The organism is Oxalobacteraceae sp. CFBP 8761 (assembly GCA_014841595.1).
Taxonomy (GTDB): Bacteria; Pseudomonadota; Gammaproteobacteria; order Burkholderiales; family Burkholderiaceae_D; genus Telluria.
Genome location: JACYUE010000003.1, coordinates 178,784 through 200,357, shown reverse-complemented (window position 1 = coordinate 200,357; position 21,574 = coordinate 178,784). Strand labels below are relative to the sequence as shown.

Sequence of the window (21,574 nt, the reverse complement as noted above, 5' to 3'; positions counted from 1 at the left end):
TCCGTTGCCAGCGCGTGGCGCTGCAGCCACTGCCCATGACCTACCAGGAGCGCATCCAGTCGCCAGTCCAGCGCGCTACTTGGTCGCGCCAGGCCTGGCGCGAGAACGTATGGTCCGCCTGATCCAGCTGAAAACGGGTGACGCGGCGGGCGCCAAGCAGGCGCTGCCACTTTGGCGTGGCCTGCGCCAGATCGCAAAATTCCCGAGCCGTGAGATCGGCGCCACTGAGTACGACCAGCACGGGGCCGTCGAAGGCATGCATGCCTGCATACATCCGGTCCGGAAGAGCATCCTGGTCCGATGCCTTGGCGCGCGCGCCAGACGGTGAACCGAGCGCCATGCGCGCCAGCTGCAGCATCGATTTGAGGGAACGCGTGTAACTGAGCTTGCCACGCAAGACATCGCGCCAGAAGGCCGCGTCCATCAGGCGCTCGCGGTAGTAATGCTTGAGCGTGGTGCGTGCGATGCCGTTGTCGGTGCGCACCCAGGGGTTGAGCAGCACCAGGCCGCGCACGCGCGCATCGGTGGCGGCATACGTGACCGATGCTGATGCGCCGTCACACAAGCCCCATAGCACAATGTCGCGCAAGCCCGGAACGGCGCTGGTAAACGCGTCGATGGCCGCACGCAGGTCGTCCTCGACCGACAGGAAATCGCGCGGCTCTCCCTGGCTGTCGCCCATGCCGCGGTAATCGAAGCGCATGGCTGCAATGCCGTTTTGCGCCAGGCTGCGCGCCAGCAGCGTGAACTGGCGGTGGCTGCCGGCCCGGTATTGCGGACCACCGACCACAATCAGGACCCCGCGTGTGCACTCGCCTGGTGGCAGGCTCACGACGCCATACAGCCAGTCCTCGTGGCAGCGAAACGCCAGCGCGTGTTCTTCAATCGTCATGGCGGCCCATGCGCAATGCTGCAGAAGTTGCTTCCAACCAAGCCGGGCTGATCGTAATTTCTGACGTTGACCAGAATGGCGGGCAAATCACGGCCTGAAAATGCAGGTCCACACCGGCATTGCGCCAGCTGGCTGCGGCCTGCAGCACGCGCGGCGACGGTTCCTGTCCGGCTGCTGCGATGGCCTCAAACCAGTGCACAGGACAAGACGGTGGCATTGAATAAAGGGGTGGAAGTGCATCAATGGACGCCGCCAATGCCGGCGCCAGGCGGTAACCGGCCACTTCGACAGCCTGGCCGGTTTGCAATGTCGCACGCAGGGCATTCGTGCCTTGCTGGCCCGCACCATCTTCGCCCAGCAGGGCGCCAGCCACGCGCAGGCGCAGGAACTGGGTCAGGTAAGCGTGGGCGCTCAGAATTGGCTGCCACAGGAGCATTGAGGCCACCGGATGGGGCGCTGTACGCGCGTAATCGAGGGCCAGCAGTACGCCCAGGCGTGAGCCCCACAGAATGAGTGGCTGGCCCAGGCGTTCGTGCAGCCAGGCCGCGCCAAGGGCCAGGTCGTGTTTCCAGGTGTCCCAGCGCGCATCCATGAAATCGCCGCTGCTGTCGCCGCAGCCGTGCAGATCAAGTTGCAGGACACCATAGCCAAGCTTGGCGAGTTCGCGCGCTTGCAGGGCAGCCATCCGACGCGAACGATTCATTTCTTCGGCAAAGGGTGACACATACAGCACTGCGCCAAGGCAGGCCCCGATGGGCGCGTGGAACAGGCAAAAGCGTGTCCCGCCGGCAGTCTTGAGAAAGAACGGTTCTGCGGCCGGTGCACCGCCGGAGGCGGTCATTCGGGGCGGTGTTGAGCGACGAACTCGGCCAGAGTACCCAAGGTCTCGAACGTTCGCGCGCTGATGTCGTCGTCGTTGACAGTGATGCCGAAATGCTCTTCGAGCGCAGCCAGCAGAGTCACTACCGCCATCGAGTCAAGCTCGGGAATGCTACCAAGCAATGGCGAGTTAGCATTAAGACGCTGTCCAGCGTCGCCCAGGTTGAGCACATTCGTCAGAATTGTTCTTACTTCATCGAGGTACATATGCGATTCCAGTCCAGGGGATGCATGGCGTCCGGAAAATGAGCGACACCATAGTTCATTATACATTCGGTAGGAAGCGGACAAGACGCGCCTTGACGGGCGCAGCCAGTCGATGAACTTCTTCCAGCATGGCGTGGCGCGTCAGGCGCAGACACAGGTACCAGACGGCCGCCAGTGGGACTGCCATGATCAGCAAGCGCACCATCGATGGCAGACTGGCCGGCAGCAGCCATGCCAGCAGCATGGCTGGCACGACAGTGCCGATCGTGACCACGAGGCTCGGGATCATGGAGCGCAGCATGTTGCCATTGTTGACGCCAAGATTGCGATGCTGTTGCAGGGCATTGATGGGCGCAGTAACGATCGTCGCCAGGCACAGGGCCCAGGCAAATCCGCTCAGGCTGCCGTCATACAACAGCAGGCCGAAGCCGATCCTGGCCAGCAAGGTCACCGTGGTCGGCACGGCACTGAGGTAGGGGCGACCGATGGCCATGACGCCGATCGGGACATAATGGAACATCATGCCCACCGCAGCTGCCAGTACCAGCGGCGCGATTGCCGGTACTGCGGGCAGCCAGGTCGGGCCATACAGCGCGAGGATGATGTCTTGGCCGAGTACGGCAGTGAGCGCGAGGGCAGGCCAGCCGATCCCGGTAAGCAGAGAAGTAGCGCGGGACATGATCGGGGTCAGCGATTCACCACGATAATGCGCCTGTGACAGATACGAAACAGCGCCATAGCTGACGGTCGAACCGGCTACATAGCTGAAGATGGTAACGGTGGAATTGGCGCGGCTCAGAAGGCCGACCTCGCGCGCCGAACCCAGTTTGCCCAGCAAGATGTCGGGAATGGCATTGTTGAGCGCACCGAGACAACTTGAAATAAGCGAACCCACGCCGAAGTGGGCCACGCCGCGCCAATGGTGGAAGGACGGCATCCAGGGCAGGTTTTTCGGGCGGAACGGCACCAGAGCGATCGCGCAGGCAATGATATTGACCAGGTTGCCCCAAGCCAGGCTCATGCTGCCGAAGCCGAGCTTGGCAAGTGTCAGGCAGGTAATGCAGAAGCTGATCGTGCCCACGGCCTGGACCACGGCCTGCTTTTCAGCTGCGAATTCACGCGACAGCATGGCATTGGTGACAGCCCCGAACGGAATCAGGAAAAAGCCCGCTGCCAGCACCTGCATCACGGGAATGATCTCCGGTTCGGCGAACCAGCGGCCGATCGCATTGCTGGCCAGTAGCATGCTGGTGCCTATCAGCCAAGACGTTGCAAACACGATGCCGGTGGCCGAGCGGATTTTTTCCGGTGTGAGGTCCGGTTCGCGCTTGAGATAGGTGGAGACACCAAAATCCCGGAAGACGTGGGCAAAATTGACGAATACCAGCGTCATCGAATACACGCCAATCTCGCTGGGGCTGAGCATCCGCGCCAGCAGCACGCTGACCAGGAACTGCAGCAGAGCCGCACCGGAAGACGAAAAAAAATTGATGACCAGCGAACGCCGCAAATTTACCATGATGGACTGCTCAGGTTCGGGGTCGGGGTGAAGCGGGGCGCGTCAGGCGGCGCCGGCGAGCAGGCGCAGGGCCTGGCGCGACGTCGCTGCATACTTGCCGTTAATGAAACGCATGGAACCAATAAAATGGAAAAATGCCGTCTGGTCGGTGCTGCAATCGGGCGTGCCATACTTGGGAAATGGCAGTGCCGCCGCACCGGGCATGTTCGAGGCCAGGTAGTTTGACGTGACCTGCTCCGTGCCCCAGCGGGTCCAGTCCGCGCCAAGCTTGGCTGTCATACGGCGCGAAAAATCGGCCATGGCCTCGGGCATTGCGTCAGAGCGCGGAAAACCGGTGAAACCGGAACAGCCACGGATATAGCGTGCATCCTCCGGCAGGCCGACATTGACCATCTCGGTCTCGGCGATCCCCTGGATATGCGCGCCCGGCCTGATCCACGGCAGCGCATTCTCACGCGTCTGAGCCAGTGTGCGGATTGGCGTGTCAGGCATTTCGCCCAGCACGAAACCGGTACCAGCGCGGATTGCTGCGAGCACTTCCGGAATTGGCTGCACCGTCAAGGTGTCTGCATCGAGCTGGACCACATAGGTGTCGCGCGCAAAGCCGGCGATGGCATACAAACGCTCCCAGGTGCCGCCACGCGGCATGTCGGGATGAGTGAACTCGTCTGCAGCGCGTAATTCGACATGCGGCAGGTGGTGTGTGATGAGTGCCCGATCCGCCTGGTCGATCGACGGGTCGCAAACGACCACGATACGGCTGGGATTGAGGAAGTGGCAGAACGATTTCACGGCAACCAGGTAAGAATGGACGTCACGCTGCTGAACCATCGAAAGCAGCATGAACGGCACATCGCCACGTTGGACAGGAGGTGTTGCCAGGACTCGACTGGCAATCTGGCGGTACTGACGTCGGAAATAATCCCGCTTTACGCGCTCGATTACCCTGCTGACTAGTGACATTCCCACCGACTCCCTTATATCTGCACGCTGTGTCTATTGGCTGCTGTGCACTGATTTGAACGAACGATTTGCTGGCGCAACGACGAATCCTTTGCATACCACCAACCATTATATGCTGCAACTGCGAAGGAATGCATTCCTGTAGAACATGTTTATTCGGCGTGCGATGGTTGCCGGCCCATAAATCCGTGCAGGGTAGACGTATGCCGCTTGCGGATCGAGCCTGGGCCGCAGAGTGTTGACTGCGCCAAAAAAAAGGCTCTGCCGAAAGCAGAGCCAATGTTGCAGTGCGAGATCGATCAGCGCGGTACGATCGCAAACTGCGGCGCCGTCGAATAGTCCGGCTTCATGCTGCGGTTGTTGAACACGTCCCATGCCCTGGCCGCTTCCGGAATACCGGCAGCACGGGCAACAGCCAGCGCCGGTTGCAGGTTCGCTGGGTAGCCCAGCGTTGAGCTGGCGTAACCCATCATCTGGCCGACCAGCCATTTCCTGCCATTGGCAGCGGTCAGCCAATCGGCCTGCGCCTGGCTGGCGCAGGGCTGGTCGATGAAGCGCGAGCCATCCGGATTGCGTACGTCCTTGCGTGAATCGTTCTTGATGGTGGCACCGCTGAAATTGGCCGCATACAGCTCAGCGAACGTGGCGTACGCCGGCGCCGCTGAGCTGGGACGGAAGTTCAGGTAGTATTCGGCGCCCGAAATCCAGCAATAGCCTGGTGCAGTCATGCGGCCTACCGGGTACTTTGCCTTCCATTGCAGGATTGGTGCGGCTTTTTCAAAGCCAAGTTCGGCCAGGTAGCCAAAGCTCCAGGTCAGGTAGTCATCCTGCCATGGCGCCGAGCCGTCCACCCTGAACGCGTTGCTGCCGGAACCATCGTACAAGCCGAGCTGATTCGGGTTACCTACAACATAGGTCTGGTGATAGAACGCCAGATTGTTGTCGAGCTGCTTGGTGAAGTACGCCTTCAGCGGATGTGCGTCCGGCGTGATGTAGGCAGCATGGCCCAGCGTACGCAGTGACCACGCCTGGCCGCGTACCTGCTGCCAGCGAACCAGGCCCTGGCCATCGCCGTGGCCGCCCGGGGCAGTTGCCAGCGGGTTATGCGATGCCCAGAACTGCATCTCTTCCAGATAGTAATAATCGCCAGTCAACAGATACGGTACATAGGCCAGCGATGGCTGGTGTGCGGTATCCGATGCATTGGGCGTGTCGCAATTGGCATCGGCAGCGCAGCGCGGTACCGGCAGCGGACCTTTCTTGGCCATATTGCCATGCAGCGAAATGAACTTGTTCTTGTCGTTATCCGTACGTACCGGCTGGCCGGTATTGTCGTCGCGGTAGTGGATTGACCAAGTGCCGGAGCCATCCGCGCCCGCCTTTGTAACGTCCCAGGCACGCTTGTCCATCGACAGCAAGTGCATGACGGTCCAGGTGGGCAGGGGACCGATATCGCCGCGACCGCCGGAAGTGTGCATTGCGCGGTTGGCAGGGCCGATCGTCATCGGGCCGGAGTTCGTGTCATTGAGTTGGTAGCCGGCCAGTACATTTTCTGCAGGAACGATGCTCTGGTCATAGTTCGGCACTGCCTTGGTAGAAATCAGGTAAGCCGTATTGTGGCGGAAATTGACTGCCGGTTCGCTGGCAGGATTCCACCAGGCGGTCTTGTGCCAGCGCGAGTGGTGATAATGGGTCAGGCCTGTCTTGGCATAGACCGTGCGGCCACCGACATCGACGTTGACGTCATAGGTCAGCGTGCGACCGCTCACGAAGGTTTTGGTGTTTTCCACGATGACATCTACCCGTGCCTGCTTTTCCAGGGCGGGATACCAGCGTACCGCAAAGCGCGCAGTCAATACGGGATGGGGGGCACCGCTGCTGTCCTTGAGTGGCGCATCGGCAATCCACTCGTTGGCGACATTGCCAGCCAGCCAGGTCAAGCGGGCCGGATTGGTCATGGCGTCGCCCAGCGTGGCGGTGTACCTGATATTGTGTGCAGTAACGGTGACCTGGCTGTTCAAACCCTTCTCGAGCAGGCCTTGCGGCGTCGCGGTGATTGTGTCGGCGCGTTGCGCCTTGAGCAGTTCGAGCGGCTGAGACTGGCGGACGGCCAGCGCTGGCAAGACGCCCGAGATGACGACGTGGCGTACCGAGCCGTCGGCATGGGTAGCCTTGACATCGGTCTGAAGGTTCAGCACAGTACCATCCGCAAGCTTGGCCACCAGGCCATCTTTCGGGCTCATGGCACCGGCAGCAATGACCTGGCCAAACGTGAAAGGCACGTTGGTTTGCGCCGCACCGGTATTTTGCAGCTGGATGTCGGTAATCTTCGCGCCAATTTTGATTGTGCTGCCGCTGCCTGGCAGCGGGGCAAAGCTGGGGTTGTTGTTGTTCGTCGTCGTGGATGGCATTGTGGACGACATCCCGCTGCCTGACGTACCAGATGACACTGGCGTCGCAAGCGCAGGCAACGACGCTGATGCTGGGGTTGGCGAGGTCGACGTTCCCGCAGGCGTTGCAAGTCCGTTGCTGGCAGGTGTGACGGCAGTAACGACGCCGGGAGACAAGCTGCTATTGAGGCTGCCGGCAGACGTAGAGACCAGCTCACCACCGCCTCCGCCACATGCGCTCAAGACCAGGGCGGCTGCGCCACAACCCGCATACCGCGTCAATCGATAACTTGGGACGGTTGACTTGACAGAAGTCTTTACCGAGACGAGAAGAGGAGTCATGTTCGTAGCCATAAGAAAAGTTGATCTGTGAAAATTGCCTTGCAGAACCAAACTGTACCGTGAGTAATTTTTCCCGTAACCATTAATTGCCCAAAAGAAGCTATTTATGCGAGAAAACAACGGAAATTCCTGTACAAGATTGGCTTTTGTCAAGTAAAACTAGTGGCATTTGCATAAAGAATTTCTTAGAAACAACAAATGTTAAAAATTATTAACATGCGATGTCATGTTGAGATAGCGGGTGTTGTGACCGCGGACTGCAACGCTGCGGCAACGCTGTAGGCAATCGAATGGGACTGGGTCAATGCGTTATGTTAGGATTGCAACATTTATGCAACGCAGCATCAGTTGACGCGTTCACCAGCACAGAAGGCACAGAAATTGTCATTCCCAGGCGTCGACCGCCCTCCCTCCAGCGATAGTGACCCGGGCCGCCACGACCGCGAGGCGTTCGTCATATCGATCATCGTCCCGACCCGGAACCGCCCTGTGCTGCTGACGCGGGCACTGGAATGTATCCAGTCTCAGACATTCGGATCCTTTGAAGTCATCGTCATTGACGATGGATCGAGCGCATCCACGCGCGCGGGATACACAGCGCTGTGGGAGGGCCTGGATGACCGTTTTCATCTGCACTTGCTCGGCACTCCCGATGGCCCTGCAGTCGGGCCATCGGTCTCGCGCAATACTGGCATCGAGGCCGCTCGCGGTGAAATCCTGACATTCTGTGACGATGACGATTTCTGGACCAGCAACGAGCACCTGGCAAGCATGGCAGACGTTTTTACCGCCGATTCGCGCGTCGACCTGTACATCGCCAACCAGAATGCAGTCGCTGCCAGTGGCGTCGTGGAGCGGGCCGATTGGCTACCCGCATTGATGCAGCAGGTAAGCAAGCGGACGCGCAGCCATCCCCTTGGCCATGTCATCGACCTGGACCAATTGATTGCCAGTGGAGGTTTTGCCCAACTGAACATCGTGGCGCTCCGCAAGGCAACCGCTACCGCCGTCGGCGGCTTCTGGACCCGCACCACTTATGAGGAAGACCGTGACTTCTTCTGGCGCGTGGCCGATGCTGCGCGCACGATTTTCTTCAATCCCGCCGTGGTAGCGCAGCACAACGTGCCGGATCCCACACGGCAGACCAATCTGTCGCGCAGCGTGTCCCCGGCCGAGCGCTGGTTGTTGTCGGTATTGGTGTCCCAGCACATCACGATGAGTGTACGCAGCGCTGCCATCCGCAGGCTGTGCCAGTCATATGAAGGCGATATCCTGCGCCATCTGTCGCGCTACTGGTCGAATGAAGGCAGACATGAACTTGCTCTGCACTATGCGCGCCGTGCGCTGGCTGCCCGTGCTTCGCTCAAGTGGGCCTTGTATACGGTCGCACTGGCCGGTCGTCATCTGATGCGCGGAAGGACAGCATGAGCACACGACATAAAGTTCTTGTGATCGGCGATGACACGCGCAGTTTCCTGTCGACCGTCCGTTCGCTTGGCCGCCAAGGGCTCGAAGTGCACGTGGCGCCGTTCAATTTTCGCGCCACTGCGCTCAAGTCGCGTTACATCCGCGCGGTGCACTTTCTGCCGTATTACCTCGACGGCGGGCACGAATGGCTCGCGGCGATCGGTGCGCTGCTGCGCGAGCACCGTTTTTCACTGGTGATCCCGTGCGACGAGCGCGGCCTCCTGCCGTTGTGCCTGCATCGCGATGCGCTGGCGCTGTTGAGTCCTTTGGCAATTCCGTCGCCCGATGCACTCGACATCTTCTTCGACAAGGTCGGTACGCGCGCGCTGGCTACCTCGGTCGACGTGCCGGTTGCCCCCGGGCGCATGCTCGATGCCGCCGATACGGTCGAGCAAATCGTGGCCGATATCGGTCTGCCGGTGGTGATCAAGGAGCCGATGTCGTACGCCTTGCCGGAGCTATATGTCCGCACCAGTACCCGCATCATCCAGGAGCGGACCGAATTGCAAGCCTGGCTCGCGCGCCGCGTCGCCACGGGCGAAACCGGTCCGATCCTGCTCGAACAGATGTTCCCCGGCTTTGGTTTGGGCGTCTCCGTGCTGTGCCATGAAGGCGAAATCCTGCAGGCGTTCGAGCACCACCGTGCGCATGAATTGAACGGCAGCAGCTATTACCGCAAGAGCGCACCGCTCGATCCGCAGCGCCTGGCGGCGGTGGAGCGCATGGCGCGCGCCAGCCGCTACACGGGCCTGGCCATGTTTGAATTCAAGGTCGATCCGGCCAACGGCAGCTGGATCCTGATCGAAGTCAATGCGCGTCCGTGGGGATCGCTGCCGCTGCCGGTCTCGATCGGCGTCGATTTCCCGTATCGCTTGTACCAGCTGCTGGCGCTTGGCGAAGCGACGCCCCCGCGCCCTTATCCGGCCGGGCGTTATTGCCGCAACCTGGTGCTCGATATGTGGCAGGCCAGGGTCGGTGCCGCGAACCTGGTGCGTCGGCCCGCCAGACTGGCGCTGCACTGCGCTGCCTGGGCCTGGAGTTTTCACCGCGTGCTGATCGGGCGCGAGCACAACGACACGCTGGTGCTGGACGATCCGCGGCCGGGCTTGCAGGAACTGCGCGAACTGGTCGCCAGCCGGCTCGCGTCGCGTCGCGCCCCGGCGCCGGCGCCGCTGGCGCCGCGCCTGGCCGAACTGTTCGCAGCCAAGCGTGGCCACCCGGTCAAGGTGCTGTTTGTCTGCCAGGGCAATATCAACCGCAGCAGCTATGCGGAACTGAAAAGCAGCCAACTGTTCGGCACCGTGGCGCACTTCAGCTCGGCCGGCATGCTGCCGCGCAACCAGCGGGGTTCGCCGGCAGTGGCAATCGCGGCGGCAGCGCAGCGCGGCGTCGACATGACGGCCCACCGCTCGCGTCATGCGAGCGCAGCTTTGCTGGAAAGCGCCGATCTGGTGATCGTCTTCGACCGCATCAATCTCGACAGCATCGCGGCGCGCTACCCGGACTTGAAAAACAAGGTGTACCTGCTCGGCGAAACCTGCGCTGAGGCTGGCGCCGACTGCCAGATCCTCGATCCCGAAGGTAAGGACGACCGTACTTTCCAGGCAACCTACGAGCGCATTGACACCTGCCTCGAACAACTCGCCCGGACGGCGCCTGCGCCTGCCACACCCCGGTAATTACAGATGCTCAGACAATCCCACCACCGTCCGGCGCGCCTTGCGCCGGGCACCCCGCCGGTCCTGCTGGTCATTATCGATACCGAGGAAGAATTCGACTGGGGCCAGCCGTTCGATCGCGCCAGCACCGGCACGACGTCGATCGCCGGCCAGCCGTTGATGCACGAGCGCGTGTTCGATCCGCTGGGCATCGTGCCCACCTACGTCATCGACTGGCCGGTGGCAACCACGCCGGCGTCAAGTGCGGTGCTGCGTGGCCTGATGGAAGCCGGCCGCTGCGAGATCGGTACGCACCTGCATCCGTGGGTTTCGCCGCCGCACGATGAAGAAGTCTCGCGCAGCAATTCCTACGCCGGCAACCTGCCGCGCGAACTCGAGTACGACAAGCTGCGCATGCTGACCGAGGCCATCACACGCTCGTTCGGACGCGCCCCGGTGACCTTCAAGGCCGGCCGCTACGGGCTCGGCCCGCACACTGCTGGGTCGATTGCCGCGCTGGGCTACCAGGTCGACGCCAGCGTGGTGCCGTACAGCGCCTTCCTGGACGATGGCGGCCCCGATTTTCGGGCATTCGACGAGCATCCCTACTGGTTCGAAGCCGGTGGGCGCTCGTTGCTCGAATTGCCCGTCACGACCGGCTACGCCGGCTGGATGCGCAGTCATGGACCGGCGCTGTACGAAGCCGCCCAGCAGAATTGGGCGCGCAAGGCGCGCCTGGGCGGCATCCTGTCGCGCAGCGGTGCGCTCGAGCGTATCCGGCTGAGTCCTGAAGTGGCCACCGGCGCCGAAATGCGGCGCCTGAGCCAGGCCCTCCATGGCGATGGCTGCCAGGTCTTCACGCTGACCTATCACAGCCCGTCGATGGTGGCGGGCCACACGCCCTATGTGCGTACCGCTGCCGAGCTGGAGCGCTTCATCACGACCGTGTACGATTACTGCACCTGGTTCCGTGACGAATTGGGCGGGCAGTTCCTCAGCGTCTCGGGCCTGGCCGCGCGCCTGCAGGCCGAGTCGGCCCATGCCAGCACGCCGCATCAGGCAGCTATTTGAACAACCAGCAGCCGTCAGCGGCGCGAACGACTTTCGTGGAGAGCCCGACCTTGCCGACTTTCTCGGTCATTATCGCGACCTACAATAACGCCCCGACGCTGGCGCGCGCTATCGCGTCGGTCCTGGCCCAGACGCATGCAGCGCACGAGATCATCGTCATCGACGACGGCTCTACCGACCATACTGCCGAGGTCGTGCAACCTTTCGGTGACCGTATCGTATATGTGCGCCAGCCCAATGCCGGCGTCGCCGCGGCGCGCAACAAGGGCGTGGAGATCGCCACCGGCAACTGGCTGGCCTTCCTCGATGCGGACGATGAATTCACCCCCGAGCGGCTGGCGCTGCATGCCGACTGGATCCGGGTCGAGCCGGATCTTGACTTCGTGGTCTCGGACCAGGAAGCCTGCGAGCCTGACGGCAAGTACGTATGCCTGTTCCTCGCCGGCTGCACATCGGGAGGCAAGCTGCTAGCCAAGCAGCCGGGCGCGCAGCGCATCCGGATTGAGGAAGCCGATTTCGAGGACCTGATAGGCGACGGCTTCATGGAAACGCGCACGATGAGCATGCCGCGCGCGGCGTTCCTGCGCCTGGGCGGCTTCTCGGTGGAGCACAAGGTGGGCGAAGACCTGCACCTGTTCATCCGCCTGCTGGCCGAGAGCAAGAAGGGCGGCATGGTGCCCCAGGTCGTGGCCAAATACTATATTTATCCGACCAGCACCCTGCGCAAGGACCCGGTGGTGGCCGAGGCGCGCTATGCGGCCGCGCTCGAATCGCTGGCGCCGCTGCTGCGCCGCGCGTCCACTCCGGTACGCCGGGGCTACCGCGCCAAGCGCCACGTCGTGCGCATGCGCGCGGCCATGCTTTACCTGCGCACCGGCCGGCGCCGCGAAGCGTTCAGGATGGTGCTGCCGTCGCTGTTCGATTCGTTTTCGCTGAGCACCGCGCATGACGTCATATCGATCGCGCGCGGCTGGCCGAAACCGCGCAAGGCCCCGTCGCGCTCTGTCTAGCCGGCGGCCGGCGGGTGGCGCCCGGCCACCAGTGCGCGCAGTCGGCCCAGCCAGGGCCAGCGGTACGCGTTGAGGTGATACATGATGCGCACTTCGTCGGTCCAGCGCAGGTGCCATTCCATTACCCGGCCGTAGAACTCGATGCGCGCGAAGCGCCCGGCCTCGAAGATCGCGCGCGTGGCTTCCTCGCGCATCAGAAGCGCCGGCGAGAGCCCATTGCCAATGCTCTCGTCATACGCCGTCTTGAGCACCACCACGCAGCCACCGCCTTCGATGCACAAGTCCATTGCCGCCAGCCTGTCGGCGATCCAGTAGCGCATTACGCAGGCCGCGCCATGGCCGGCGTATGCCTCCAGCATCATGCGGTAGAAGCGCCCTTGTGCATTGCCGGCCTCCACCGCGGTGCCATCCCTCGACTTCCAGCCGGCGCTTTCGAGCCGTCCGTAATCGGCCACCGCATCGGCCATCTCGTGCACGTCGCGGCTCATCTGCAGGCGCAGCAGTACGCCCTCGTCGGTCAGGCGCTTGCGCTGCTTGCGCAAGTTGGTTCGTAGGTTCTTGCCACGCGTGTTCCAGTAGTCATCGAAGCTGCCGGCCAGGGTGATCCGGGCTGTCTGGATATAGTCGAGGGTGCGCACGGCGTCGGTGTCCGCCGGCCGCGCCATCAGCATCGGATCGCACTGGGTCAGACCGAGCATGACGCCAGCGCCGGGAAGGGCGCGCAACAGGGCCGCCAGCTGCCCCGTGCGCGGCTGCGCGTCGCGCTGCAGCCACAGGCCGACCGGCGCCTGCGCCGGCTGGAAGGTCTGCCAGGCGCCGGCCCCGGCCGGGGTCAGGATCGCCATGATGTCGGTCTGGCCGTCCTGTTCGTGCCAGGCCAGCTGTTCGCGTCCGTTGCCAAAGACAGCCAGTGCGGTCGTGACGAAGTCGAGCGTGAGCAGGGGCGAGCTGCCGGCTGCGGCATGCAGGGCGCGCCAGCGTGCGCAGTGGGCGGGATCGGCATCGAAGCCCGCCGCCGGGATCACCGTCCAGCTCATGACGCCGCTGCCTGCTCGAGCGCGCGGCGCACGGTCGCCGCAAGCCAGGTGCGTTCCGCATCGTCGAGCGCCTGGTGGCAGGGCAGGCCGAACAGGCGTCGCCCCAGTTCCACGCTGTTGGCGCACACGCCGGCATCGACGCCGGGCCACAGGTGCGCGCCAAAGCGCACCATCGGTACGCCAGCAGCACGCAGGTGCTCGAACAGCGCCTCGGGGTGCTCTGCCAGCAGCGGGAATACCCAGGGACAGGCGCCGTCGGGCAGCGCGGGAAACAGAGCGCGCCAGCCGGGGGCGCCGGCCAGGGCGCGTTCCAGCGCCAGGTAGTGATGGCGTCGGCGCTGCACGAGGCGCGCGCGCGCGGCGCGGCGCAGCACGGTGCGCGAGAACCATGACGAGCGCCGGTCGATCCAGCGCGGATCGAAGTCGAAGCTGCTGTCCGACGATGCCGGGGCCAGCGTTGTCGGGGCCGGCCCGTCGGCTGTTGCTGCGCGCCGCTTGACCCGGTTCCACAGTGCGGTGCGCAGACGCAGCGGCAGGACCAGGGCGGCGTGCAATAACGGAAGGCGCCCCTGGGCAAAGCTGGCCTCGAGGGCATTGAGTGCGGCCTTGGCCTCGAAACCGGCGCCGGCGCTGCGCAATTGCCGCAACGGCAGCCGGTGCCGGTACGAGACCAGGCAACCGCCTTCGAAGATCGGAAAGAATTTCATGCTGCTGCCGATTGCATAGTCGCCGCTGCTGCCGATGTTTACGCCGCCGTGCGCGCCGAAGAAGCAGTGGGCGCAATCCTCGACCAGCCCGATGGCGTGCGTATCGCACAACGCGCGCAAGGGCGCGAGGTCTTGCGGAAAGCCGAAGAAATGGGTCGCCATGATCGCTTTGACACCCGGACCGATCTTGCGTGCGATATCGGCCAGGTCGATCGTGGTGTCGGGGTGAACGCGGTAGAACACGACTTCGGCGCCCCGCCAGTGCACCGGCGGGATCATCGACAGGCTGTGATAGGCCGGAACCAGCACCGTGTCGCCCGGGCCCACGCCCAGCGCGCGCAGCGCCATGCCGATCGCGATCCGTCCACTCGAAACCAGCTGCACCGCAGGCGCGTCGTCAAGCGCCGGCAAGGTCGGGCCATCCGACGCGAAAGTGGCCAGTGAAAGGACCGGAACGGCAGGGATGGCGCGCATGGGTGTGCTGTTGTTGTTTATTCGCTGCATGATTTCAATATAGCATGCGTTCCCGGCGTTCCAGCATACCGGCGCCCCTCCGGCCGGGCCGGCGCGCGGGTGGCGAAACGGCTGTGCAAGCGCTTGCAGTCAAGCCCGAACTGGTAAGATGGCGAATGCGCCGCGCTACTCCCACCTCAGGCGGGCACCAGATCCGAACCCGATGAATTATCTGATCCACGACAGTATTTTCGAGAGCGCAGCGCGCACCCCGGATGCCGAGGCCCTGGCCCATGGCGCTTTGCGTTGCACCTATGCCCAACTGGCGGAGCAGGTGCGCGCCGCGGCTGCCCTGTTCCTGGCGCATGGCCTGCAGCCGGGCGAGCGCGTTGCCGTGTACATGGAAAAGCGCATCGAGAACGTGGTGGCCATGTTCGGTGCCGCTGCCGCCGGCTGCGTGTTCGTGCCGGTCAATCCGCTGCTCAAGCCCGAACAGGTAGCCTACATCCTGGCCGACTGCAATGTACGCCTGCTGGCGACCACGCCCGAACGCCATGCCCAGCTGGGCACGGCGCTGGCCGGCTGCCCCGACCTGGGCGCGTTGCTGCTGACCGATGGCGCCGCAGCCGCCACGTCCACGACGTCCCCCACGGATACTCCCACGGCCCAGCCCGCGATTCTGCGCTGGGCGCAGCTTGAAGGCAGTGCCGCCGGCATGGCCGTCGCGCCCCATTCGCGCATCGATACCGACATGGCCGCTATCCTGTACACCTCGGGCAGCACCGGTGCACCCAAGGGGGTGGTCCTGTCGCACCAGAATATGGTCGCGGGTGCTGCCAGCGTTGCCAGCTATCTTGACCTGTCTGCCGCCGACCGCCTGCTGGCGGTGCTGCCACTGAGCTTTGACTATGGCCTGAGCCAGCTGACCACGGCGTTCCTGCGCGGCGCGGCAGTCGTGCTCATGAATTACCTGTTTCCGAAGGATATCGTCGCCCTTGTGCAGGCCGAGCGCATCACCGGCCTGGCTGCAGTGCCGCCATTGTGGATCGCCCTGTCGCGCCTGGCGTGGCCCGAGGCTTGCTCGCTGCGTTTCATCACCAATTCCGGCGGCGCCATGCCGGTCGTGACGGTCAGGGCACTGCAAGAGGCGTTGCCAGCGGCCGAGATCTTCCTGATGTATGGCCTGACCGAGGCGTTTCGCTCGACGTACCTGCCGCCGGCCGAGCTGGCGCGCCGCCCGGACTCGATCGGGCGCGCGATCCCCAACGCCGAGGTGCTGGTGGTGCGCCCGGACGGCAGCCTGTGCGACCCGGATGAGCCGGGTGAGCTGGTACACCGCGGCGCGCTGGTGGCGCTGGGCTACTGGAACGACGCGGCGCGCACCGCACTGCGTTTCCGGCCTTCTCCGGGCCAGCATCCGGCCCTGCCGTTGCCCGAGCTGGCCGTATGGTCGGGCGACACCGTGCGCCGCGATGCCGACGGCTTCCTGTATTTCATCGGGCGTAGCGACGACATGATCAAGGTTTCCGGCTACCGCATCAGCCCGACCGAAGTCGAGAGCGTGCTGCATGCAAGCGGCCTGGTGAGCGAAGTGGCCGTGTTCGGTGTTGACGACCAGCAGCTGGGCCAGGCCATCGTCGCCGTGGCGGTTGCCGATCCCGCAGTGATCGACCGCGCGGCCTTGCTGGCCGAATGCCGCCGCCGTCTGCCGGCCTACATGGTCCCGGCCGACATCGTGTTGCGCACCGAAGCGCTGCCGCGCAATCCGAACGGCAAGATCGACCGCAACCTGTTACGCCAAACCATCCTGCGCAGCGTGTGACGCCGCGCGCCCACCCATTCGTTTCGTTCGCACGCTCATGACCGGCACCAAGCCCCAGCACGCTCCCCAGATCCACTTTCCCGTGGTCGACGATGTCCTCCAGGTAGGCGGCATTGCGCTGCCCCGGCTGGCGCAGCGCGTCGGCCGCACGCCGTTCTATGCCATCGACCGCGCCGTCTGCAGCGCCCAGGTTGCCGGGCTGCGCGCCGTGCTGCCGCCGGCGGTCGCGCTGCATTACTCGATCAAGGCCAACCCGATGCCGGCGCTGGTGCAGCACATGGCCGGTATCGTCGATGGCCTGGACGTTGCATCCAGCAGCGAATTGAAGACCGCGCTCGATACCGGGATCGATCCGGCGCGCATCAGCTTTGCCGGCCCGGCCAAGCTGGAAGCGGAACTGAGCCAGGCGATCGCCAGCGGCGCGTGCCTGAATATCGAATCGGAACACGAACTGGCGGGTGCTGCGCGCGTCGGCGAGCGGCTCGGTATCACGCCGCGCGTGGCGCTGCGCATCAATCCCGAGTTCGAACTGAAATCGTCAGGCATGAAAATGGGCGGTGGCGCCAAGCCGTTCGGCATCGATGCCGAGCTGGCGCCGGACATGCTGCGCCAGGTCGCGGCGCTGGGCCTGGATTTCCAGGGTTTTCACATTTTCAGCGGCTCGCAGAGCCTGCGCCTGGACGCTATCATCGAGGCGCAGTCGCGCAGCATCGAGCTGGCGCTGCGCCTGGCGGGCGAGAGCCCGCTGACGGTGTACCAGGTAAACATCGGCGGGGGGCTGGGGATTCCCTACTTTCCCGGCGAAACGCGGCTCGATCCGGCCCCGATGGGCGAGCACCTGGCGCAATGGGTGCCGCGCCTGGAGCAGGCCCTGCCGCAGGCCCGTCTCGCGATCGAGCTGGGCCGCTACCTTGTCGGCGAAGCCGGTGTGTATGTGGCGCGCGTGATCGACCGCAAGGTGTCGCGCGGCGAAGTATTCCTTGTCCTCGATGGCGGCATGCACCATCATCTGGCCGCCTCCGGCAATCTGGGGCAAGTGATCCGCAAAAATTATCCGGTTGCGATCGGCAACCGCATCAACGCGCAGAATGACGCACCGGACAGCGGCCCGGCATCGGCCACGGGTCCGCTGTGCACTCCGCTCGACATCCTGGCCGAGCGTATGCCACTGGCGCATGCCCGCATTGGCGACCTGGTGGTGGTGTTCCAGTCCGGCGCGTATGGCGCCAGCGCCAGTCCGGCGGGCTTTCTCGGCCATCCGGCGGCGCTGGAAGTGCTCGTTTAACGCCGTTTCGGCGCCGCCGCAGCGCGCGCCTTGGCGCGCTCGCTGGCACGCTGCTGGTAGCGCTCCAGGAATGGCAGCCGGATCGGCGGCGTATTGTCCGGTTGCGGGTCACGGATCAATACCTTGTCGAGCGTGATCAGGATCGCGATGATGTAGTAGATCAGGTCATAGTAGGCCAGCGTCAAAAATGCGCCTGCCGTCATGTAGCCGATGATGCTGACCTGGCACATGCGCGCGAGCATGGCCGCCCAAGCCAGTTCTTCCTTGTCGCGGCAATGGCGAATCACGCGTGAGCCGGTACGCCAGGTCACGACGAACAGGGTCAGGAACAACAGCAGGCCAAAGTAACCGAGCTCTCCCAGGACCTGGAAATAGATGCTGTGGGCATCGTAGAAGCGGGTCGGGTCCGGCGCATAGAGCTGGAACATGCTCGGCGTGAAGACGTTGGGACCGCCCCCGAGCGGATGGGCATTGGCTATATTGATCGCAAAATACCAGGAGTTGATGCGGCCCGTGGCCGAGGCATCTTCGTCATAGGTCTCGATCGTGTGCATGCGCCCCATCCATTCGGGTGGCATGCTCAGCAGGACGAACGGCACTATCACGGCGAACGCCACGCCGATCCTGACCTTGTGCGCCGATTTGATCCACAAGAAGAAGCCCATGGCAAACGCGCCGAGCAAGGCACCACGCGAATACGAGCCGATCGCGGCCAGCGTGGTAAGCGCCGCCATCCCGATCACTGCGCGCTTGAGCCACTTCGATTCGACCAGGGTGATTACATAGACCAGCAACGGGGTAATGGTGACCAGCGCCAGCGCCAGGGTGTTGTTGTCGCTGATGAAGCTACTGCGCGGGCCGAGCATACCTGCGCCACCACCGCTGACGATCACGAAGATGCCGCTCTTGATGCCCCAGAAGCCGAGCGAGAGCGCGACTGCCAGCGCCAGTATCTTGACATCGTTGGCGGTGCGCACGGTCAGGAGCGTGACGAAGACCATCAGCATGATCTTGCTGGTACGGTCCCAGTCAATCCAGGCCTCGCTTGGCAGCTGGGCGAAGATGGTGGCAATCGTGATCCAGATACAGAACAGGATCAGGACCACGGTTGGCGCCGACATCGGGAGCTTCTTTTTCTCTTTCGAGATCACGACCGAGATCAGGGTCACGACGCACAGGATCAGCGCAAACTGGAACGACTGGGCAAAGCCGTACGTCAAGCGATGCGGATTCATCAGGCTGAACACCGCATAGGCGATGGCGCCCACCACCGGACGCTTGAAGATGAAAGGAATGACCGCAAGAAAAGCGGCAAACAGAATCAGGTCACGCACGGCGCTGCAGCCTCTCGAACAGTGCCACCGCGCGGCGTGCGTTGGCACGCCAGGTCAGTTGCTGCTCGTCGATGGTGGCGCGCGCATTGGCTGCCACTTTGGTGCGCAGCGCGATGTCGTCGCACAAGCGCTTGACCGCGCCAGCCAGGCCGGCCGGGGTTTCGGGATCGAACAGTACCGCGTTGTAGTCGGCGCGCAGGATTTCGCGGATATTCGGCTGGTCGGGACCAACGATGGCCTTGCCCAGTGCCAGGTACTCGAACAGCTTCAGGGGCGAGGCATACTTGACCACGGCCGGCTGCAGAGCAATGTCGAAGGCGGCCACATGGCGCGCCACGTCGTCGCGCCCGACGATGCCGGTAAACTTGACCCGATGCGCGACCCCAAGATCGCGCGCCTGCTGCTCGAGTGTGGCGCGCACCGGACCGTCGCCGACCACCAGCAGGTGGCGGTGGGCGTCAGGTGGATCCTGGGCGATCAGGTCGATCACCTTGTCCAGACCGTGCCAGTCGCGTACGAAGCCAGTAAAGCCCAGCACCAGGTATTGCTCCAGGCCGAGTGCGCGTTTGGCGGCCAGTACGTCCGGCGCATTGGCGAAGCGCTCGGGATCGATGCCGTTCGGGATCACCTCGATGCGCTGGGGATCGACGCCGTACGATTGCACGATATCGCCCAGCACCCGGGTCACCGGCAGCACCATGTCGGCATTGCGCCAGGCATACGCCTGCGACCAGCGCGCCAGTCCGGTGAGCGCCAGACCGTCGTAGCGCGCGCGTTCTTCGAGGATTGGGGCATTGACTTCGAGCAGCATTGGCAGCTTGTACTTGCGCGCCAGCCAGATACCAGCCGGCAAGAAGAGATTGTAGCGCTCGTACAGCACGTCCGGCCGATGCTGCTTGACGGCCTTCGCCAGGCGCCGGTAGGCAACCAGCGAATAGGACAGCTCCATCAGTTCATAGAACGTCTTCGGCAGATGGCGCTTGAGCCAGGCGACCGGCCCGGCGTCCGAGCCAAACGATTCGGTCTCGGCGCTCGGCGGCGCAACGATCACGACTTCGTGGCCTTCGGCACGCAGGGCGCGGATCATTTCTTCGATGTGGACGTACTGGCCGTCCTTGGAACGGGTGCGGTGATGGTAAAGGATTTTCACGCGGCTTTTCTCGCCATGATGGAGTGGAACAGGTCGATCTGGCCCTGGGTGGTCGGTTGCCAGCCGAAGTTTTCGGCATAGCGGCGGGTGGCGGCGTGTTCAGGGTAATTGGCGCGCAATTGGCCCAGGGCCTGAACCAGACCTTGCGGGGTACGCTCCGGCATCAGGACGCCCGCGTCGGGCGACGCGACAACTTCCGGCGTGCCCCACACATTGCTGGCCACCACCGGGGTGCCGCACGCCATGCTCTCGAGCAGCACATTGGCCCAGCCTTCACGGCTCGAGGCCAGCACCAGCGCGTCGGCCGCGTTGTAGTAAGTTTTCAGTTCGGTTTGCGGCACGGCGCCCAGCAGCTTGACACGCTCCTGCACGCCAAGTTCACGCGCCAGCTGCACCAGATTGTTCTTCTGCGGGCCGATACCGGCGATCAGGAGGTCGACCTCCGGCAGCAGCGGCAGCGCGCGGATGATCAGGTCGTGCGCCTTGCGCGGATCGAGCAGGCCCACCGAGAGCAGCGTGAAGCGACCCGGCGCCAGGCCGATGTTCGCTCTGGCCTGTGCACGGTCGGCCGGCATGAAGCGCTCCAGGTCGACGCCGTTGCGCAACGGCGTGATGTGGGCGGGCGCAACACCGAGCTCGACCATTTCGTCCTTGAGCGCCTGGCAGACGGTGATGACGCCGTCAGCGTCGCGCGCTGCCTGCAAGATGAGCTGGCGCGGGCGCGCGTACTGCGGAATCAGGTTGATGTCGGTACCGCGGGCGGTCACCACAACTGGTTTGTTGAAGTACTTGCCCAGCATGACGGCCGCTACGCCGTCTGGATAGAAATAATGGGCATCGATGGCATCGAAATCATAGCCTTCGTCGAGGATGCGGCCCACTTCCTTTTTCGCGGCGTGCGCCAGCGAATACGGCGTCAGGTTCATGCCAAACCGTGGCACCACCAGGTAGCGCGGGTGGGTGACGTGGATGCCGTTGCGGGTTTCCTGGCGCGGCACCTTGGCCAGTGTGCCGTAATGGCCGAAGCTTTCTCCCTTGAGCGGGAACCATGGCACCGGGGCGACCACACGTGACTCGACCTTGCCGCTCGCAATCAGGTAGCGTAAACGGGTTTCTACGAAGATGCCATGATTGGGCTGCTGCGCGTTGGGGTAGAGAGTGCTGAAGGTAAGTAACTTCATCGGGAGTGTCGAATGCCTGGTCAGTGCGCCATCCGATGTGCAATTCGGGCGGGTGATTGGGATGTGCTGTCGTGATTATGCGAAAAATTTTGCCTAGCGGCAGTACGATTGGCAGAGGACGCATAAATTTTTGACAAGCATGATACTATAATTCAAGTTCTGTTCCGCACTTGTTACGTGTGGCAAGTTTTTTACTTTATGTGGAAA

Annotated in this window: 17 protein-coding genes; 6 read left to right on the top strand and 11 right to left on the bottom strand. The window is 63.5% G+C overall.

Going from position 1 to position 21,574, the window contains the following annotated elements; translation table 11 throughout:
• Positions 1-40 precede the first annotated feature (40 nt).
• From IFU00_18820 to IFU00_18795, 6 genes are all read right to left on the bottom strand, one after another.
• Positions 41-892 carry a hydrolase 1, exosortase A system-associated gene (locus IFU00_18820; GenBank protein MBD8544334.1) on the bottom strand — a complete coding sequence of 284 codons (852 nt, stop codon included), beginning with the start codon at positions 890-892 and terminating at the stop codon, positions 41-43.
• Positions 882-1,733 carry a hydrolase 2, exosortase A system-associated gene (locus tag IFU00_18815; GenBank protein ID MBD8544333.1) on the bottom strand — a complete coding sequence of 284 codons (852 nt, stop codon included), beginning with the start codon at positions 1,731-1,733 and terminating at the stop codon, positions 882-884. The genes IFU00_18820 and IFU00_18815 overlap by 11 nt, the downstream gene beginning before the upstream one ends.
• Entirely contained in the window at positions 1,730-1,978 is a 249-nt protein-coding gene (locus tag IFU00_18810; GenBank protein ID MBD8544332.1) for an acyl carrier protein, read from the bottom strand. Before IFU00_18810 ends, IFU00_18815 begins: the two co-directional genes overlap by 4 nt.
• A 58-nt stretch (positions 1,979-2,036) precedes the next feature.
• Positions 2,037-3,497, bottom strand: a complete 1,461-nt coding sequence (locus IFU00_18805; GenBank protein MBD8544331.1) for an oligosaccharide flippase family protein — start codon at positions 3,495-3,497, stop codon at positions 2,037-2,039.
• A gap of 42 nt (positions 3,498-3,539) precedes the next feature.
• Positions 3,540-4,460 (bottom strand): hypothetical protein, encoded by a 921-nt coding sequence (locus tag IFU00_18800; GenBank protein MBD8544330.1) that lies wholly within the window; start codon positions 4,458-4,460, stop codon positions 3,540-3,542.
• 299 nt (positions 4,461-4,759) lie between these two features.
• The gene (locus IFU00_18795) at positions 4,760-6,883 is read right to left on the bottom strand and encodes a hypothetical protein (protein ID MBD8544329.1); all 2,124 of its coding nucleotides are present in this window, start codon (positions 6,881-6,883) and stop codon (positions 4,760-4,762) included.
• A gap of 657 nt (positions 6,884-7,540) precedes the next feature.
• Here IFU00_18795 and IFU00_18790 point away from each other — a divergent pair.
• Genes IFU00_18790 through IFU00_18775 form a run of 4 tightly spaced genes read left to right on the top strand, consistent with a single transcriptional unit; the run spans position 7,541 to position 12,398 of the window.
• Positions 7,541-8,620, top strand: coding sequence for a glycosyltransferase family 2 protein (locus tag IFU00_18790; GenBank protein ID MBD8544328.1), 1,080 nt, complete (start codon positions 7,541-7,543; stop codon positions 8,618-8,620).
• Complete coding sequence (locus tag IFU00_18785; protein MBD8544327.1) at positions 8,617-10,338, top strand: hypothetical protein; 1,722 nt, start codon at positions 8,617-8,619, stop codon at positions 10,336-10,338. The genes IFU00_18790 and IFU00_18785 overlap by 4 nt, the downstream gene beginning before the upstream one ends.
• A 6-nt stretch (positions 10,339-10,344) precedes the next feature.
• Positions 10,345-11,388, top strand: a complete 1,044-nt coding sequence (locus IFU00_18780; protein ID MBD8544326.1) for a polysaccharide deacetylase family protein — start codon at positions 10,345-10,347, stop codon at positions 11,386-11,388.
• Between the two features lie 50 nt (positions 11,389-11,438).
• A complete protein-coding gene (locus IFU00_18775) occupies positions 11,439-12,398 on the top strand; it encodes a glycosyltransferase (protein MBD8544325.1) in 960 nt (319 codons plus the stop codon).
• Here the strand turns inward: IFU00_18775 and IFU00_18770 are convergent.
• On the bottom strand, positions 12,395-13,435 hold the full coding sequence (locus IFU00_18770) for a GNAT family N-acetyltransferase (GenBank protein ID MBD8544324.1): 1,041 nt from the start codon (positions 13,433-13,435) through the stop codon (positions 12,395-12,397). The genes IFU00_18775 and IFU00_18770 overlap by 4 nt on opposite strands.
• On the bottom strand, positions 13,432-14,646 hold the full coding sequence (locus IFU00_18765) for a DegT/DnrJ/EryC1/StrS aminotransferase family protein (GenBank protein ID MBD8544323.1): 1,215 nt from the start codon (positions 14,644-14,646) through the stop codon (positions 13,432-13,434). Before IFU00_18765 ends, IFU00_18770 begins: the two co-directional genes overlap by 4 nt.
• 172 nt (positions 14,647-14,818) lie before the next feature.
• Between IFU00_18765 and IFU00_18760 the strand changes: the two genes are divergently transcribed.
• On the top strand, positions 14,819-16,417 hold the full coding sequence (locus IFU00_18760) for an acyl-CoA ligase (AMP-forming), exosortase A system-associated (protein ID MBD8544322.1): 1,599 nt from the start codon (positions 14,819-14,821) through the stop codon (positions 16,415-16,417).
• Between the two features lie 37 nt (positions 16,418-16,454).
• Positions 16,455-17,702, top strand: coding sequence for a pyridoxal-dependent decarboxylase, exosortase A system-associated (locus IFU00_18755; GenBank protein ID MBD8544321.1), 1,248 nt, complete (start codon positions 16,455-16,457; stop codon positions 17,700-17,702).
• Here IFU00_18755 and IFU00_18750 read toward each other — a convergent pair.
• The 3 genes from IFU00_18750 to IFU00_18740 are packed head-to-tail and all read right to left on the bottom strand — an operon-like array spanning position 17,699 to position 21,367.
• Positions 17,699-19,036 (bottom strand): putative O-glycosylation ligase, exosortase A system-associated, encoded by a 1,338-nt coding sequence (locus IFU00_18750; protein ID MBD8544320.1) that lies wholly within the window; start codon positions 19,034-19,036, stop codon positions 17,699-17,701. The two genes, IFU00_18755 and IFU00_18750, sit on opposite strands and share 4 nt — an antisense overlap.
• Positions 19,029-20,186 (bottom strand): glycosyltransferase family 4 protein, encoded by a 1,158-nt coding sequence (locus IFU00_18745; protein MBD8544319.1) that lies wholly within the window; start codon positions 20,184-20,186, stop codon positions 19,029-19,031. The genes IFU00_18750 and IFU00_18745 overlap by 8 nt, the downstream gene beginning before the upstream one ends.
• The gene (locus tag IFU00_18740) at positions 20,183-21,367 is read right to left on the bottom strand and encodes a glycosyltransferase family 4 protein (protein MBD8544318.1); all 1,185 of its coding nucleotides are present in this window, start codon (positions 21,365-21,367) and stop codon (positions 20,183-20,185) included. The genes IFU00_18745 and IFU00_18740 overlap by 4 nt, the downstream gene beginning before the upstream one ends.
• Positions 21,368-21,574: the final 207 nt, after the last annotated feature.